We start from the raw sequence: 15616 nt of genomic DNA, 5'->3' as shown, positions 1-15616 counted from the left end.
TCTTAAGTCTCGATTGGGATCGGCAGCACCACGCGCTGCAGGATTCTGGCCAGCGCCTCGCCGGGATGGGTGCACATGCCCATATGCGAGGGCGAGGTCTGGATGATGCTGCTGCGCTTGGCCGTGAGCCAGTGATAGCGTGCACGCATGGGCAGCTGCGCAATCGGCCCGCCATCGATCCTGCCTTCGCAGATGGCCACGATGGAGCCCAGGTGACGGTGCACGGCCTCCAGATCCACATTCGGATCCAGCGCCAGCAGACGCTGTTCGTCAAGGGCCACGGCAGCCTGCAGATGACCGGTGCGCTGGCAGGAGAGGATCACACCCGCGTTCACAAATTCCTCACGCTCCACGCGCGGCACTACCCGCACGATGGCGTAGTCGTAGACCTCATGCGCGTGCATCGATCACTCCTTGCAACCAGCGGCCACGCTCGGCAAGCCGGGCCACGAAATAATTCACATAGGCCGCGCGATGGGCCTGCACATTCCTGAGCACATCGCCCTCTTTGTCGGCAGCGGCCTGCTCCAGAAAGCAGTCGGGCACCTCGTCCACGATGCTCTTGAGCACTTCGGGCCCAAGCTTGGCGGCCATCTGCGCATCCAGCTGCGCCAGCTGGCTGGCCTGCGGCAGCAGCACATGCTCGGCACTGGGCGTAAAAGGCTTGGCCGGATCGGCGACGACTCCGTTCCAGGCATGGTGAAAGGTCAGACTCGCGCCATGATCGATCAACCAGGGCTGCTTCTGGTACATCAGCATATTGGTGTTGCGCGCCGTGCGGTCCACATTGCTGACCAGGGTGTCGAACCACACGAGGCGCGATGCAAAGTCGTCGTCCACCACGTCCACCGCCGGGTCAAAGTTGATGGAGCCCGGCAGATAGTCCAGCCCCACGTTCAGCCCGTCGCTGGCGCGAATCAGGTCCTGGATCTCGGGGTCGGACTCGGTGCGGGACAGGTCACCGTTCAAGTGCAGCAGCACGATTTCAGGCACCGGCAGGCCCAGCGCACGTGCCATGCCGCCCGAGATGATCTCGGCCATCAGCGCGCGCACGCCCTGCCCGGCGCCCCGGAACTTGAGCACATAGGTGCCCAGGTCGTCGGTCTCGACAATCGCCGGCATGGAGCCGCCTTCGCGCAGCGGCGTGACATAGCGCTCCACCAGCACCGAGCGCAGCTTCAAGGTTTCAGTGTCCATGGGAAATGGTAGCGCCTTGCGCCCATCAGGTCTGATCGGCAAGGTCATTGGATGCTTTTCCAGGCCTGTTCCAGCGCGGCCTGCGACACGGGCGGCAGCACGCCCAACCGCACATGGCCGCTCAGGCCAAAGCTTGCGCAGTCGCGCAGTTTGATGCCCTGGGCACGCAGGCCGGCAAGAGGCGCGGCAAGCTCTGCCAGCGGCAGACCTGCGACAAAGTAATTGGCCTGATGACCGGGAACGACCTGCCAGCCCAGCCTCTCGCACAGCGCCAGCTGCTGCGCCTTCCAGCGGCGCAAGGTCATGAGGCTGTGGGCCAGCCATTGCTGCACCTCGTCCGTCACCCAGGCCTGCAGCATGGCCACGCCATGCGAGCCCACCACCCAGGATGCCGCCAGCGCGTTCAGCGCCTGCAGCTCTGCCGCTGCGGCCTGCATGGGCGCAATCGCATAGGCAGCGCGCACACCCGTCATGCCCAGGGCCTTGTTCGGCGTCCACAGCTGCCAGACCGTGTCGAGATTGCGCTCGGGTGGCTGGTCCTCCAGCCATAGCGGACGGTAGGCGCAGTCCAGCATGCGCCATTCCTTCTGCGCCGGCGGCTGCTGCCAGGCAGGCCAGATGTCTTCCATCGCCCCCAGCGGGCTTGAAGGCTCGCAGGCCCAGCTGAGCACCGGCGCCACGGCCGCTTCTGTGCGGCGGCACAGCGCCAGCCGCCACACCCGCGCAGCCTGCAGATAGTCGCCATAGTGATGCTGGGGAAACTGCACGCTTTTGGCACCGCTGCGCACAGCGTGCAGCGTGAGGCGATGAATCAGCTCGCTGCTGCTGCCGCCGATCAGGATGCGCTCTACCGCCACGCCATGAAAAGCCGCCAGCTGCGCGCGCAATGCCCCGTATTGCGGATCGGGGTATTGCGCTATATGGGCGGCCTGCAACGCCTTCACGGCCATGGGACAAGGCCCGCAGGCATTGCGATTGGTCGAAAAATCATGCGCCGGAACGCCCTGCGCATCGGTACCGCCATGCATGGCTGCCGCATTCACATCAAACATTGGCAAGCAGCCTTCCTCTCCACAGAAACATCAAAATCATAGCAATCAATGCAAGCAGCACATGCAACCTGATCACTTTTGATGCCAATTTTACAGACAGCTTCAGATCAGCCGCCTGCGGTGCCCGCCCCTGAGGGTTGAGTTGATAGACGCCGGGCTTGGAAAGCTGAACCCCCAGTGCCTGCGCCATGGCCCCCATGGGCCAGCCGCCATTGGGCGACGGTGTCACGGCTGCATCGCGCCTCAAACCGGTCCAGGACAGGCCGCCGGCCAGCAGCGCCAGCCACATTGCGGTGATGCGCGCCGGAATCCAGTTCAGCACATCGTCGGCGCGGGCCGCCCATTTGCCCGTCCATTGCCAGTGACGACGGCGCATGCCCTGGCCTCGCCAGCCGGGGTAGCCCCACATGGCATCGGCCGTATTGGCAAAACGATAGACGGCCGCCCCGGGCAAGCCGGCCACGGCAAACCAGAACAGCGGAGCGATCACGGAATCGCTGAGGTTCTCGGCCAGCGTCTCGATGGCGCTTTCGCGCACGGTGGCCGCGTCCAGCTGTGTCGTGTCGCGGCTCACCAGCCAGCTCAGACGCTCCCGCCCTGCGGGCAGCGATTGCTGCAATGCGGCCTCCACGGCCTGCACCTCATCCTTGAGCATGCGCCAGGACAGCAGCGGCTTGAGCAACACGCCCATCACCAGCCCCCAGAGCCACCAGGGTGCAAAACCCAGCATGAACTGGGCGAGGCCATAAACCATGAAAAACAGAGCTGCCAGCGCACACCAGACAATTGCTGCAAGGCAAAAACGCAGATAGTCTCGCTGCACTTCGGCACGAGGCGCAAGCGCCTGCCCCGACCAGCCCAGTAATTTGCCCATCAGCACCACGGGGTGCAGCCACACCGGCGGCTCGCCCCAAAGCCGGTCCAGCAGCAGGGCAACCAGCAAGGCCAGCAAGCCGGCTTGCACATTGGCAGCCCAGTTGGACGCCGCCAGATCACTGGCGGTAAATGTCTGATAGAGCCATGCCAGCGGACTGAGAGAAAGACCGATCAGCTCAGTCCAGCCGAAACTCGTCATGTGTCTGTTTTGCTCTTCGCGGCGCACGGCCCGCTGCCCGGCTTGCCCTTGGTCGCCGCGGCCACCACACGCGAGTCGTCCCAGACATCGTCCATCAGCATGTCTTCCAGAGGCGCACGGCAGGCCCATTTTTCCTGCTGCAGCATGGGCTCGGCATAGTAGGCATCGACTGGGCCCAGGCAGAGCACGCCCAGCGGGTGGGCACCTTCAGGCATCTGCAGCAATCGGGCCAGCGCCAGCGGATCGAAAATCGAGACCCAGCCCATACCCAGACCTTCGGCACGCACGGCCAGCCAGAGGTTCTGGATGGCACAGGCGCTGCTGGCGATGTCCATCTCGGGCAGGGTTCGGCGACCGAAGATATGCGCCTCGCGCCCCGGCGGCATGGCCACGACCAGCACCTCGGCCGCATCGAGCACGCCCTGGACCTTGAGCTTCATGAAGTCTTCTTCACGTTCGCCCAGAGCATGGGCAGTGCGCACGCGCTCCTCCTCGATCAGACCGTGGATCTGCAAGCGCAATTCGGCACTCTTGACCCGAATAAAGCGCCAGGGCTGCATGAACCCCACGCTGGGCGCGTGATGCGCGGCGCGCAACAGGCGCAGCAAGACCTCGTCGGGGACCTTACCGCCCGCAAAATGACGCATGTCGCGGCGCTCATAGATGGCGCGGTAGACGGCAGCCCGCTCGGCCTCGGTGAAAGGCGTTGCGGCAATCGTCGCGAAAGAGCTGGTCTTGGATTCGGTCATGGAACTATTGTCGCGCCACAGACATGGCAAAAGCCATCAGTCTTCGATACCTCTTTGAGCGGGAATACCCGCCTGGAAAGCATGTTTGATCAGCGTCATCTCGGTCACGGTGTCGGCGATGTCGATGATCTCCTGCGGGCAGCGGCGGCCTGTCAGGCAGACATGCACATCCTTGGGGCGTGCCTTGAGCGTGTCCAGCACCTCCTGCAGTGGCAGCCAGCCATAGATCAGCGGATAGGTGATCTCGTCGAGCACGACCAGAAACAGCTCGCCCGAGAGAATATCGGCCTTGGCCTTTTCCCAGCCGTCACGCGCCAGTTGGGCGGAGTGATCGAGGTCCTTGCTCTTCCAGCTGAAGCCGTCGCCAAGCCCTTCGATGGGCAGACCGACCTGCTCGGCCAGGCGGTGCTCGCCAAAGCGGGCCGTAGGCACCTTCATGAACTGATAGACCTTGACGGCCTTGCCCCGGCCCGTGGCGCGAAAGGCCAGACCAAAGGCGGCCGTGCTCTTGCCCTTGCCATTGCCGGTGTTGACGATGATCAGGCCGCGGCGCTCACCCTCGGGCTTTTCGTAAGGCTTCTCGGTGGGAGGAGTTTCAATATTCATAGCTACTCTCGCTTGTCTATCAAGGACTAAAGGGCAAAAAATCAAGAATTGCGACCGAGCTCAGCTCAGGCGCGGCAGGGCCAGCCACAGGCCCTCGAGTTCGCGCACCTGTATGCGCCGGTCAAACACGGACTCCAGCGCGGCATGGGTGGCGGGATCGCTGCAAGCGCCCTGGTGGGTGATACGGCCGGCCTGCATGACGACCATTTCGTCAGCCAGCAAGGCGAAGGACAACTCGTGCAGCACGCTGACCAGGGTCGCGCCTTGCTGCACCAGACTGCGGGCCGTCAGCATCCAGTCGGTCTGGTGCGGCGGGTCAAGATTGGCCAGTGGCTCATCCATCAGCAGAGTCCGTGCCTGCACGGCCAGGGCCCTTGCCAGCAGCACGCGCTGACGTTCACCTCCCGATAGCTGGCCTATGCTGCGCTGGCGCCAGTCCCAGGCATGGGTCTGGCGCAGCGCCTGCTCCACGGCCTGCCGGTCGGCGTTCGAGGCCGGAGCCAGCCAACCCTGGTGGGGCAAACGCCCCAGCATGACCACGTCATACACGGCCATATCAGCCGCAACAGGCTGATTCTGGCCCAGCCAGGCCAGGGCCTTGGCACGCTCGCGGCCATTCCAGTCGCCCAGCTCACGGCCCTGCAAAAGCACCGCGCCGCTTTGCCGCTGGTTGGCGGCACGCATGCCGGCCATGGCGCGCAGCAGCGTGGATTTACCCGCGCCATTGGGGCCAACGATGGCCGTCCAGCGACCCCGGGGAATGCGCAGGCTGATCTGGCGCAGCACCCCGCGCTCGCCCAGCTGCACGCTCAGAGCCTCGGTCGCCAACGCGATTCCAGTCTCGATATTGCTGCTCATGCGCCCTCTCCAGACGGCATGGCGCCACGCTTGTGCATCAGCCAGAGCAGATAGCTGCCTCCCAGCACCGCCGTCAGCACCCCCACGGGAAGCTCCTGCGGTGCGATCAACCATCGCGCCAGCAGGTCGGCGGCCAGCAGCAGCACCGCCCCCATCAGACTGCTTAGCACCAGCAGCCAGCGGTGCAGCGCGCGCACCATGGAACGCACCAGATGGGGCGCAGCCAGGCCTACAAAAGCGATCAAACCGGTCTGCGCCACGGCGGTGCCCGTGGCCAGCGCCAGCAGCACGATCAGCAGCAGACGCAACGGCGCCAGCGGCAGACCCAGACTATGGGCCGTGGCCTCGCCGAGTGCCAGCCCGTCGAGCACGCGGCTCAGACTCCATGACAGCACCAGCGTGGGCAGCAGCACCCACAGCATCAGCCTGCAGGCAGGCCAGCCCGCAAAGGCTGTGCTGCCCAGCATGAAGGACTGCATGGCCTGCAAAATATCGGGATTCATCAGCACCACCAGCGACGCCACGGCCCCCAGCACCACGCCCACCACCACGCCGGCCAGCAGCAGTCGCATGGTGTTCTGCACGCCCTTGGCCAGCACCAGGGTCAGCACCACGGCAAGCACAGCACCGGCAAAAGCGGCACCCGTCACGCCCCAGCGCGCCAGCCCGGTCAGCGCAAAAGGCGAAACGCCCAGAGCTCCCATGGCCAGCGCCACGCCCAGCGATGCGCCCGAGGCACTGCCCAGCAAATAAGGATCGGCCAGGGGGTTGCGAAACACGCCCTGCGCCACCGCTCCGGCCAGCCCCAGCAGGCCTCCGGCTAGGAGGGCCACCACCGTGCGCGGCAGACGAATATCCATCACGATCTGCCAGGCTAGCGGGTCTTGGTGGGCATTGAGTACGCTCTCAAAACCCGTGCTGCCAACTCCCGCGCCCAGCAGGACCAGCACAGTTGCAGCCAGCGCCAGCCAGATCAGCAGCCAGGGCGCGGCAATACCTGCCTGTATATAGGGAGCATGAGTGCTGCCTGAGGGCTTGTCGCTCATTGACTCTTGCCCTGCTTGGCGGCCAGTCCCTTCAGGCATCGGGCGATAAGCTGCGCGCCTTCGGCCATGCGGGGGCCTGGGCGCACCAAAATGTCGGATTCCTCGGGCGTAAAGGAGCAAATAGCCCCCTGCTTCACGGCTCGCATTTGCGCCCAGCCCGGATACTCGGGCATGCCATTTTTCCAGGAGCGCTCACCGGCCATCAACAGGTCTGGGTCCTGCTTGACCACATATTCGGGATTCAGGCGCGGAAACGGCCCTTGCCTGGCGTCGACCACGTTGCGCAGATGCAGCCGCGTCAGTGTCTGGCCGATAAAGGATTTTTCACCGGCGGCATACGGGCCGCGACTGGCTTCAAAGTACACGCGCTGACCGCGCATGGCTTCGGGCACGCTGGCAGCGGCCTTGTTCAGGTCGGCTTCGATCCCGGCCCAGACGCGGTCTGCGCCCTGTGTGGGCGGCAAGGCGAGCAGCTGACCTATTTTCTGCATCACGGTGCGCGCTTCCTCGTGGGTGCGCGGCTCCAGCGCCACCACCTTGAGGCCCAGCGCCTCCATTCGCGCAATGGCCCGTGATGCCATGGAAACCAGCACCAAATCTGGCTTTAGCGCCACAATAGCCTCGATATTCGGATCCAGCCCGCCCCCAACCACGGGCACGGTCTTCACATGGGCCGGCCAATTGGAATAGCGATCCACCCCCACCAGACGCTCGCAACCGCCCAGCGCGCACAGGCTCTCGGTCAGCGAGGGCAGCAGGCTGACGATGCGCTGCGGCGGTTTGGCCAATTGCACCTGCGCGCCACGTGCATCGGTGATCTGCACGGACTGCGCCGCCACCGACAAAGCCCCGGCCAGGCCGCAAACAAGCAGCGCAGCAGCGGCAAACTGTTTTACGGTGGCCCTCATGCCTGCGGCCCTTTCAACGCCAGAGGCAAGCCGGCGCACATCAGCGTGACGCTTTCGCAATGCGCTGCCGCCTGCTGATTGAGCAAGCCCAGCGCATCGACAAATGCGCGCACTTCGCGCCCCATGGGAATCACGCCCAGACCGATTTCGTTGCCGACCAGAATCACGGGGCCGGCAGCTTCGCCAAGCGCTTTCAGAAAGAGAGCTAGCTGTGATTGCCAGTCCGGAGCTGGAGATGGGCTGTCTTCAGAATTCCCGGTCTGCACCGGCATCAACCAGTTTGTCAGCCACAAGGTCAGGCAATCAATCACCAGCAGGCGCTGCGGGCTGCTGTGCTGGGCCAGCACCTGGGCCAGCTCGCGAGGCTCCTCTATGGTCAACATGCCTGGCACGCGCTCGGCGCGGTCGCGCTGGTGGCGCGCAATGCGCTCGCTCATTTCCGTATCCCAGGCCTGGCCGGTCGCCACCAGCGCAGCCTGATTCCCGGCATCCATCTGCAGCCACTGGCGCGCCAGCAGCTCTGCACGACGGGATTTACCGCTTTTTTGCCCGCCCAGAATCAGCTGAGTACGCGGCATGACGAAGGAGGTGGTGCTTGCAGGGCTCATGGTGGTGATGGACAAAAGGCCCAGTCTTCGATTGTTGCGCCAAAAAGCGACGCCACCGCTGCCGGGCAGGACGGAAACCAGGCATGAAAGTAACTGGCCCGCACACTGCCATATTGATAAAGTGCCTCGCCACGGTCTGCCTGTACGGCTGCGCCGGGACGGCTGCTGCACGTGAGCACCGGCATGGCCGTCTCCAGCCTTGTGTAGTGAAAGGTATGGCCGCGCAGCAAGCCCATATCGAGCGCCAGCTGCTGCATGCCCAGACCGCCAAGCCGGCTCTGCATCACAACCTGACCTGGCAGCAGCCCCCACATGGGCTGGGTGCTGCCGTCCAGGGCAGTTACTCCATCACACAGGGCCAGCATGCCGCCGCACTCGGCCCAGACCGGCTTGCCCTGCGCCATATGCTCGGCAAGGCCGTCGCGCAACGGCCGGTTCTCATGCAAGGCCCGGGCATGCAGCTCCGGATAGCCGCCGGGCAGCCAGATCGCATCGCAGGGTGGCAGCGCATCGCCAGCCAGCGGCGAGAAAAAGCACAACTCGGCCCCCATGGCACGCAGACAGTCCAGATTGGCGGGATAAATAAAGGAAAACGCCGCATCGCGCGCGATGGCAATGCGACGCCCGCCCAGCCAGGGCTCCAGCCGAGCTTGATCGCCGGCCATGTCGGGCGCTGCAAAGTCCACGTTCCAGTCCTGCCAGCTGGGCTGACCATCGTCCGAGCTCCAGCCCCGTTGCCCCAGGGGAGTCTGGGCCAGGGCGTCGGCCGCAGCGTCCAGGCGCTCCAAGGCATCGCCGAGCTCGTGGGCTGCGATCAGGCCCAGGTGGCGCTCGGGCAGCAGCGCTGCTGACTTGGCCTTGACCGCTGCATCGCCCAGTTGCACACCGGGCATGGCACCCAGCCACAGCGACTGGTCGCGCAGGCCTTGCCTGAGCAGATCGGCATGATGAGCCGTGGCCACGCGGTTGGCCAGCATGCCGGCCCAGCGCAGACCGCCCTGGTAATGCTGCAAGCCATAGGCCAGCGCCCCGAAAGTGCCCGCCATGGCCGAGGCATCGACCACGGCCAGCACAGGCAGACCCAGCAGTTGCGCCAGATCGCCAGCGCTGAAGTTGCCGTCGAACAAGCCCATCACACCTTCGACAAGAATCAGATCGGCCTCCTGGGCCGCCTCATTCAGACGCTGGCGCACATCCCCCTCGCCCGTCATCCACAAATCCACCGAATGCACGGGCGAACCGCTGGCCAGCTCGTGCCAATAGGGGTCCAGAAAATCCGGCCCGCACTTGAATACGCGCACCTTGCGTCCCTGGCGTGCATGCAGGCGAGCCAGGGCAGCCGTGATGGTGGTCTTGCCCTGGCCGGAGGCCGGAGCACTGATCAGCAGCGCCGGGCAGCGCGTGATCTCAGTCATTGCAAACACCTCGATTGCACTGGTCACCTCTCATCGCGGCTGCCACTGCAAGGTCAGATAACCTGCACGGCCGCGCGTGTTGTAGCCATAGGCCGTGGTGTAGTCCTTGTCCGTAAGGTTGGATACCCTGGCAGACAGCGTCCAGTCCTTGTCCAGACGGTAGCTGGCATACAAGTCCACGGTTGTGTATTGACCCAGTAGCTTTTCTGGTGTGTTTTTAACGTCGTCATAGCGCTTGCCCACAGACTGGGCAGAAGCGCCAAAGGTCCAGCCACCCCAATCCTTGTCCGCCGACAGCCGCGTCACATGGCGCGCACGACGTGGCAGCAGCGTGCCAGTCAGGCTGTTGCGCGGGTCAAGCTGATCGTAGTCAGCACGCAGGGTCCAGCCCATGAACTGGCCGCTATACCCCAAGGTCCAACCTTTGATACGACTGCGAGGAATGTTCTCTGGCTTGGTGGTGTTCGCGATGTAGCCACGAATACGATTATCAAAGCGGACCAGCTTCACAGAGTGACCGCCCTCGCTCCAAGTCACTCCTACATCAGTGTTGCGTCCCTGCTCCGGCTTAAGGTCCGGCGAGCCATAGTCAGGCCAGTACAACTGATTGAAAGTCGGCGCGACAAAGCTGGTTCCGTGGGACGCATGCATCCGCCATTGAGAGCTCAGCTGCAATCCATATCCAACACCCCAGGTATTCTTGCTGCCGAACTGGGAGTTGTCGTCTCTGCGCAGATTCGCCTGCCAGCTATGGCCTGCTTTTTCACCGGTCAGACCCACAAAACCGGAGTTCACTGTCCGCTCGGTCACCGAGTATTTGGTGCTGCTCTTGACCTCTTGCTCAAGACGCTCCAGACCCGCCACCACCAGACCCACAGGCGTAGCGATATCGTTTTGCCATTGGTACTGGCGCTGTGTCGTTGCAAACAGACCAGGCAAGTTGTACGACTGGGCCGACGCGATGGCATTGCTTTCATCGCGCGAATGACTAATGGTGAACTTGGACTTCCAATCCGGCAAGATCCTGCCTGTGACAGATGCCGTGCTGACTTGGGAACGCAGAGCGCTGCGTGTATCCACGCCCGGGCCGTCATCGAAATGATTGACACCCTCGGAATAGAGCACGCTGCCATCTACGCGCCAATTGGGGTTGATCTCGTAGCCCAAGGAGGCATTGAGTGAGCTTTGACGAAAAGGATCACGGTCCGGATTAAAGTTGCCGTATGGCACTTTAGGGTTAGTCGAAGAGAAGCCATGCTCCGTCGTACGCTGGGCATTCAGCGAATAGTTCCAGCCTTGATGCGAACCACTCAGACCTGCGGCAGCCTGTGCAAAGTGATCGCTTCCAAGCGTCACGCTGGCGTAGGGGTTGAAAGGCTTATCACCCACCCCCTTTTTGGTGAAAATCTGCACCACCCCGCCCACCGCATCGCTGCCGTACAAGGATGAAGCGGGGCCCTTGATCACTTCAATGCGCTCAATGGAAGCCAGCGGAATATTGCTCCAAGAAGGACCACCGCTAGTCGCAGAACCATAACGCACACCATCCACCAGCAAAATAGTGTGGCGACTCTCCGTGCCACGTGTGAAGACACTAGTCTCCTTCCCAAGGCCACCATTGCTGCTCATCTGCAGCCCGGCCTCACGCTGGAGTAGCTCTGGCAGGCTGCTGCCAACCGCACGCTCAATCTTCTTGGTGTCAATTACGGTCACATCTGCCGCCAGCTGGTCCACAGAAGCCTCAGCACGGCTGCCAGTGACGACGATCTCAGCCAGCTGACGTCCCCCCGCAGTTTGCGCATGGGTACTCAGACTAGAGAAAGAAGCAAAAAAAAGCACAGCCGCAACTGCTACACGGGTGCGGGAAAATGGCGCCACGCTGCGCACTGGCGAGGAAACTCTAGGCATGAGAAATCTGCAAGAAAGCGCCCAACCCAGCCAACCCGCCGACATTGAGCAAACATACCTGCACAGAATGCAGGCAACCCATGTTGGCCGGTATCCGGGCTAGGCGATTCTTCCTTTTGCCAGCCTTCCCAGCACGCAAGCGCCAGTGGCTATGAATGGAAAAGGAGGAGTGCTACGCACTCCATTCGCCGACCGTTGCGGGGGCAGCGCAGGTTCGGTGTGCCAGTGTGTCTGGCCAGCACCTCCCTGCTTCCCGTTGAACTGAGACCACAGAAAAGCGGCCTCGAGCACCAACAGGCGCCCATTGTAATGAGCGCTACGCGGCGCAGATCCTTCATTCGGAGTAACCGAGCGCGGCTCAGGTGACGATTTTTTACCTTAAATATGCGTTTGAGGTACACAGAACTTGTGCAGCACGCTACGATTTTGAGAGAAATATTGCAGTTTTACGATTGCGGCAGTCAAGCAGCCTGTGCTCCTGCACAAACTGCTGAATTTGCCTGCACATTTATACTCACCCACGGACTGCAAGACCTACAATGGCAGAGTCTATGACCACCCAGCCCTCTCTTGATCTCATTGCCGAGCGCGTAGAGCGTCTGCTGGTGCGCCACGAGGAACTGCAGCGCACCAACACCCTGCTCACCGATCAGGTCATCGCTCTGACGCAAGAGCGCGATTTGCTGCGTCTGCGCCTGCAGGCCGCACGTGCGCGCGTCGATGCCTTGATCGAACGCCTGCCCGCCAACCAGGGAGAGTGACAGTCGTCACCCTCCATCACCAGACCCGCCACTGACGCCCATGAAGCAGATCGATGTGCAAATCATGCAGCAAAGCTATGTGCTGACCTGCCCCGATGGTCAAGAAGAACGTGTGCAGGAAGCCGTTCGCCGCGTGGACGAAGCCATGAACCGCATCCGCGACAGCGGCAAGGTCCGCTCGCGCGAGCGCGTGGCAGTGCTGGCAGCCCTCAACATGGCTTTCGACGTGCTTGACCGCGATGCCCAGCAAGCCCTTATGGCCAACGCCCAGGCAGAAATGCAGGCGCTTGCTCAGGAGCAGCTCGCCCCCGCCGAGGTCAATGAGGCCGCCCAGGCTGAGCTGCAGCGCCAGCAGGAGCTTGCCGAGCAACTGGTGCTCAAGCTCGATCAGGCACTGGATGCTGACGCCAGGCTGCTCTGATCGGGTAACCTCAGCAGCAAAGCAGTCATGACCTCCGCGCGACTGCCAATACCCGTTAGAATAAAACCGTCTGCAAATCTGCCGGTTTTTATATTTCCTTGAACCAATGCTCAACGAGCATGGGCTTGATAAATCACCTATTGAGCGTGATCGTCTCGCGTCAGATGAACCCAACGATAGGTTGCTCTTGCCCACCTGAACCCCCGGTTCAGGATGACGAGCCGGTGGCATTTGCAGACACCTTTACACACACAAGCTGTTGATTTGCTTGCTTTCCAGCCACGAAGATGGCCTGAAGAATCAAACAAAGCCGGGCATCGCAGGCAATTGAGATCAACAACTTGTGCATCTATCTGGATTGATGATTGGCCCGCGTTGCGGGCCTTTTTCTTGCCCAATAGACTGAAGCCATGCTTGCAGCCACCCTTCTCTGCCTCGTCATCGGCATCTCAGACGGTCGCACCCTGACCGCGCGCTGTGGTGAGCCTGGCGCTTATGAGCAGATCACGGTCAGGCTGCAGGGCATCGATGCACCCGAGCGCAAGCAACCATTCGGCGAGAGCGCCCGACAAGCATTGGCTGAGCTGACATTTCTTAAGGAGGCAGAACTGCGCTGCACCAAGACAGATCGGTTCCAGCGACAGATCTGCTCTGTTTGGGTGACGCCTGCATCGGCACCCAGCGGGCCACGCACGCTCGATGCCGGCTTGGCCATGATCACCCAAGGCATGGCCCGGTGGTACCGCGCCTGTGGCCACGAACAGTCTCCCCAGGCGCGTGGACAGTATGAGTTTGCCGAGCAAGAGGCCATGGCACGCAAAGTCGGGCTGTGGCGTGATCCAGAGCCAATCGCGCCGTAGGTAGCGAGGTCCACGAACCAGTGCTACCGGCCAGGAGCAGGCGGTCAGAAGTTCATATCAATCGGCTGTTTCAGGGGCATCATGCATCACCAATGGCTGAGGCGCAGTTGAAGCAGTATTCCTGCGCTGTAGTTGATAAACGGCTAATGCAGCACCCAAGAAGACAAGACCATAGAGCGAAAAGAGCTGGTCAGGCCTCCAACTGGCGTCAATGAGCTTGCCCGCGACCAATGGCGAGACAATAGCGCCGATGCGCCCCACGCCGATTGCCCACCCCAGTCCCGTGACGCGCTGTGTCGCGGTATAGATGTTCGGTGTCAAAGCATAGAGTCCAGCAACGCATCCGTTGACAAACACACCAATAGCCAGGGCGGTCGCGAATGCCATTCCCAAGTTGCCAAGCAGGCTCACAAATGTGCACATCAATGCAGCGTTAATGATGAGATAGAGCATGAGTACCCGGGACAGTCGGTACTTTGCTGCCAGGAAACCAATTAGCGAAGTACCGACAATGCCTCCCACATTGAGCAGAACGCCACCAGTGATACCTTGCTGGTTGGACAATCCCGCCGTCACCAGCAACTTCGGGGTCCAGCTCATCACAAAGTAAAAGCCGAACATAACGATAAAAAAGGCGGCCCAAATCAGCAAGGTAGACGCGGCAAGTCCAGGTGCAAGCAAGCTGGCAACACGGTTCGCTCCTGCTGTTGCCGTCGATTGATTGAAAGCGGGCATTTGCGCCAGAGGCTCCAGTCCTACTTTCAATCGAATGATGTTCATCTTCCCAAGCGCATTGGAGGGACGCTTAGCAATCAGGAAATCCAACGATTCAGGCAACCACAAAAACATGACTGGCAAAGTCACCAATGTCGCCACCCCGCCATACAGGAATACTGATCGCCAGCCCAGGCTAGGGATCAGTTGCGTTGCAATCAGCCCCCCAATAGTGGCCCCCAAGGCATATGCCGTGGCTTGCAAACTGATGGCCAAACCGCGCCAGCGACTAGATGCATACTCGCCAGCGATCACATAACTGCTGGCTAGAATGCCTCCGATGCCCAAACCGGTGAACAGTCGCAGCGCACCCAGTTGAACGGCGGACTGTGCATATGCAGATGCCAGCATGCCGATGCCAGCAATCGCAATACACAGCATGATGAGCGGTCGTCGGCCTATCCTGTCAGCCCAAGGCGCGATAACCAGCGAACCCAGGGCCATACCCACAAGCCCTGCACTGAGTAAATAGCCCAGCTGTACGCCACTCAACGCCCATTGACTGGCGACCGACGCAGCCGTGAAAGCCATCACCAGCACATCAAACCCATCAAGCATATTGATGAGAAAGCATAGTGCGATGACAAACCATTGATATGCAGACATTGGCTCATCATCCATTTTCCCCACGACTGAAGAGTTCATGGTTGTCTCCTTTTATAAATTGCTACGTCAGGCGTAGCTTGGCCTTCGTCTGAGCCTGCTCATAGCTAAAGCAGTCCATCTGGGTTTTCTGAAGCGGATTTAGGTGGCGATCAGGCGCGAGATAGATACCCGCTGATTACCGTTGATGCAGAGGTGTACTTGAGAGGATTGAGCCCAAACAACCCATGCCTTTCGCATAGGGAGTTAAACCATTAATCTCTCAATAATCCGTCGAGCGCGATTCGCTCCCACGTCAACATGGATATCGATCATGGACTTAGGCCCGAAGCGAATCATGTTCTGATACTGCGCTTCAATCACGACCTTGTCCTCGTCAAAGGTGAGCTCGGTTTGCTCCAGAACCTTGCGTTTGACTTCCTCTATGTCCTTGATCGGATTGGTCGCCATGGTCCAGAAGTAGTGGCAAGTCGTCTCGCTCTCTGGCGTCACCCCATGAAACCCACGCATGTGAAAGCCGCCTCTTTGCGGATCGTCCATAGCGTCGGTTCCCTGATCGACAGCACCTGTCCAGATCAGCAGATGGGATACGCGAAATTCGATCTCCTGCCAACGGTCCACATTCCCCTTGAAAGGATAAGCTGCGGAGTATGTCGGAGGCGGTACCGAGTCAGGCATATACCGCACCACTCTGACAAAGTGTTGATTTCCACCCAGAAGTGACCCACTAGCCCCCGGTTTTTCCATCTCAATCTGACCCACGCATTAACCCTAG

The 15616-nt window shown here is 61.4% G+C and carries 16 protein-coding genes, 1 pseudogene and 1 riboswitch; of the genes and pseudogenes, 3 read left to right on the top strand and 14 right to left on the bottom strand.

The annotated features are described in order from the left end of the window. Positions 1–2 precede the first annotated feature (2 nt). The 12 genes from ACWGXF_RS10220 to ACWGXF_RS10165 all read right to left on the bottom strand — a co-directional run bounded on the left by ACWGXF_RS10220 (position 3) and on the right by ACWGXF_RS10165 (position 11422). Entirely contained in the window at positions 3–404 is a 402-nt protein-coding gene (locus tag ACWGXF_RS10220) for a DUF3037 domain-containing protein (RefSeq protein ID WP_012837960.1), read from the bottom strand. Further along, on the bottom strand, positions 391–1176 hold the full coding sequence (locus ACWGXF_RS10215) for a HipA family kinase (protein WP_452101921.1): 786 nt from the start codon (positions 1174–1176) through the stop codon (positions 391–393). Before ACWGXF_RS10215 ends, ACWGXF_RS10220 begins: the two co-directional genes overlap by 14 nt. Before the next feature lie 65 nt (positions 1177–1241). Continuing rightward, positions 1242–2249, bottom strand: a complete 1008-nt coding sequence (locus ACWGXF_RS10210; RefSeq protein WP_256631228.1) for an aminotransferase class I/II-fold pyridoxal phosphate-dependent enzyme — start codon at positions 2247–2249, stop codon at positions 1242–1244. Then, the gene (cbiB, locus tag ACWGXF_RS10205; protein WP_256630269.1) at positions 2242–3324 is read right to left on the bottom strand and encodes an adenosylcobinamide-phosphate synthase CbiB; all 1083 of its coding nucleotides are present in this window, start codon (positions 3322–3324) and stop codon (positions 2242–2244) included. Before cbiB ends, ACWGXF_RS10210 begins: the two co-directional genes overlap by 8 nt. Further along, positions 3321–4073 carry a 5,6-dimethylbenzimidazole synthase gene (gene bluB / locus ACWGXF_RS10200; RefSeq protein WP_003063039.1) on the bottom strand — a complete coding sequence of 251 codons (753 nt, stop codon included), beginning with the start codon at positions 4071–4073 and terminating at the stop codon, positions 3321–3323. The genes cbiB and bluB overlap by 4 nt, the downstream gene beginning before the upstream one ends. A 36-nt stretch (positions 4074–4109) precedes the next feature. Continuing rightward, entirely contained in the window at positions 4110–4679 is a 570-nt protein-coding gene (gene cobO / locus ACWGXF_RS10195; protein ID WP_003080011.1) for a cob(I)yrinic acid a,c-diamide adenosyltransferase, read from the bottom strand. 60 nt (positions 4680–4739) lie between these two features. Next, positions 4740–5537, bottom strand: coding sequence for an ABC transporter ATP-binding protein (locus ACWGXF_RS10190; protein WP_256630267.1), 798 nt, complete (start codon positions 5535–5537; stop codon positions 4740–4742). Further along, positions 5534–6583: a FecCD family ABC transporter permease gene (locus ACWGXF_RS10185; RefSeq protein WP_039048523.1), complete on the bottom strand. Its 1050-nt coding sequence runs from the start codon at positions 6581–6583 to the stop codon at positions 5534–5536. The genes ACWGXF_RS10190 and ACWGXF_RS10185 overlap by 4 nt, the downstream gene beginning before the upstream one ends. After that, entirely contained in the window at positions 6580–7491 is a 912-nt protein-coding gene (locus tag ACWGXF_RS10180; protein WP_039048522.1) for an ABC transporter substrate-binding protein, read from the bottom strand. Before ACWGXF_RS10180 ends, ACWGXF_RS10185 begins: the two co-directional genes overlap by 4 nt. Then, the gene (locus ACWGXF_RS10175) at positions 7488–8069 is read right to left on the bottom strand and encodes a bifunctional adenosylcobinamide kinase/adenosylcobinamide-phosphate guanylyltransferase (protein WP_256631227.1); all 582 of its coding nucleotides are present in this window, start codon (positions 8067–8069) and stop codon (positions 7488–7490) included. Before ACWGXF_RS10175 ends, ACWGXF_RS10180 begins: the two co-directional genes overlap by 4 nt. Before the next feature lie 26 nt (positions 8070–8095). Next, a complete protein-coding gene (locus ACWGXF_RS10170; RefSeq protein ID WP_256630266.1) occupies positions 8096–9514 on the bottom strand; it encodes a cobyrinate a,c-diamide synthase in 1419 nt (472 codons plus the stop codon). A gap of 30 nt (positions 9515–9544) precedes the next feature. After that, entirely contained in the window at positions 9545–11422 is a 1878-nt protein-coding gene (locus tag ACWGXF_RS10165) for a TonB-dependent receptor domain-containing protein (RefSeq protein ID WP_306164071.1), read from the bottom strand. Between the two features lie 68 nt (positions 11423–11490). Next, positions 11491–11732, bottom strand: a riboswitch (cobalamin riboswitch). Between the two features lie 241 nt (positions 11733–11973). On the opposite strand from ACWGXF_RS10165, the gene ACWGXF_RS10160 reads away from it, so the two are divergent. The 3 genes from ACWGXF_RS10160 (at position 11974) to ACWGXF_RS10150 (ending at position 13464) form a co-directional block, all read left to right on the top strand. Beyond that, entirely contained in the window at positions 11974–12183 is a 210-nt protein-coding gene (locus ACWGXF_RS10160) for a hypothetical protein (protein WP_003063053.1), read from the top strand. A 40-nt stretch (positions 12184–12223) separates the two neighbouring features. Then, a complete protein-coding gene (locus ACWGXF_RS10155; protein ID WP_012837949.1) occupies positions 12224–12604 on the top strand; it encodes a cell division protein ZapA in 381 nt (126 codons plus the stop codon). A gap of 410 nt (positions 12605–13014) precedes the next feature. Continuing rightward, positions 13015–13464 carry a thermonuclease family protein gene (locus ACWGXF_RS10150; protein WP_054074014.1) on the top strand — a complete coding sequence of 150 codons (450 nt, stop codon included), beginning with the start codon at positions 13015–13017 and terminating at the stop codon, positions 13462–13464. Between the two features lie 57 nt (positions 13465–13521). Here the strand turns inward: ACWGXF_RS10150 and ACWGXF_RS10145 are convergent, their stop codons facing one another. Beyond that, positions 13522–14883 carry an MFS transporter gene (locus ACWGXF_RS10145; RefSeq protein ID WP_087864609.1) on the bottom strand — a complete coding sequence of 454 codons (1362 nt, stop codon included), beginning with the start codon at positions 14881–14883 and terminating at the stop codon, positions 13522–13524. Positions 14884–15087: 204 nt separating this feature from the next. Continuing rightward, positions 15088–15537: pseudogene (locus ACWGXF_RS10140) on the bottom strand (aromatic ring-hydroxylating dioxygenase subunit alpha); the annotation flags it as partial. Positions 15538–15616 lie beyond the last annotated feature (79 nt).

The sequence above is a fragment of the Comamonas sp. HJ-2 genome (assembly GCF_053615495.1).
The sequence above is the reverse complement of the archived record's forward strand: the minus strand, read 5'-3'. Positions and strand labels throughout refer to the sequence as shown.

Bases quoted from the DNA above. Each gene is read 5' to 3' on its own strand.
- ACWGXF_RS10180 (WP_039048522.1), bottom strand. From the start codon at position 7,491: ATGAGGGCCACCGTAAAACAGTTTGCCGCTGCTGCGCTGCTTGTTTGC.
- ACWGXF_RS10155 (WP_012837949.1), top strand. From the start codon at position 12,224: ATGAAGCAGATCGATGTGCAAATCATGCAGCAAAGCTATGTGCTGACC.
- ACWGXF_RS10145 (WP_087864609.1), bottom strand. From the start codon at position 14,883: ATGAACTCTTCAGTCGTGGGGAAAATGGATGATGAGCCAATGTCTGCA.
- ACWGXF_RS10165 (WP_306164071.1), bottom strand. From the start codon at position 11,422: ATGCCTAGAGTTTCCTCGCCAGTGCGCAGCGTGGCGCCATTTTCCCGC.
- cbiB (WP_256630269.1), bottom strand. From the start codon at position 3,324: ATGACGAGTTTCGGCTGGACTGAGCTGATCGGTCTTTCTCTCAGTCCG.
- bluB (WP_003063039.1), bottom strand. From the start codon at position 4,073: ATGACCGAATCCAAGACCAGCTCTTTCGCGACGATTGCCGCAACGCCT.
- ACWGXF_RS10190 (WP_256630267.1), bottom strand. From the start codon at position 5,537: ATGAGCAGCAATATCGAGACTGGAATCGCGTTGGCGACCGAGGCTCTG.
- ACWGXF_RS10150 (WP_054074014.1), top strand. From the start codon at position 13,015: ATGCTTGCAGCCACCCTTCTCTGCCTCGTCATCGGCATCTCAGACGGT.
- cobO (WP_003080011.1), bottom strand. From the start codon at position 4,679: ATGAATATTGAAACTCCTCCCACCGAGAAGCCTTACGAAAAGCCCGAG.
- ACWGXF_RS10170 (WP_256630266.1), bottom strand. From the start codon at position 9,514: ATGACTGAGATCACGCGCTGCCCGGCGCTGCTGATCAGTGCTCCGGCC.
- ACWGXF_RS10220 (WP_012837960.1), bottom strand. From the start codon at position 404: ATGCACGCGCATGAGGTCTACGACTACGCCATCGTGCGGGTAGTGCCG.
- ACWGXF_RS10160 (WP_003063053.1), top strand. From the start codon at position 11,974: ATGACCACCCAGCCCTCTCTTGATCTCATTGCCGAGCGCGTAGAGCGT.
- ACWGXF_RS10210 (WP_256631228.1), bottom strand. From the start codon at position 2,249: ATGTTTGATGTGAATGCGGCAGCCATGCATGGCGGTACCGATGCGCAG.
- ACWGXF_RS10175 (WP_256631227.1), bottom strand. From the start codon at position 8,069: ATGCCGCGTACTCAGCTGATTCTGGGCGGGCAAAAAAGCGGTAAATCC.
- ACWGXF_RS10185 (WP_039048523.1), bottom strand. From the start codon at position 6,583: ATGAGCGACAAGCCCTCAGGCAGCACTCATGCTCCCTATATACAGGCA.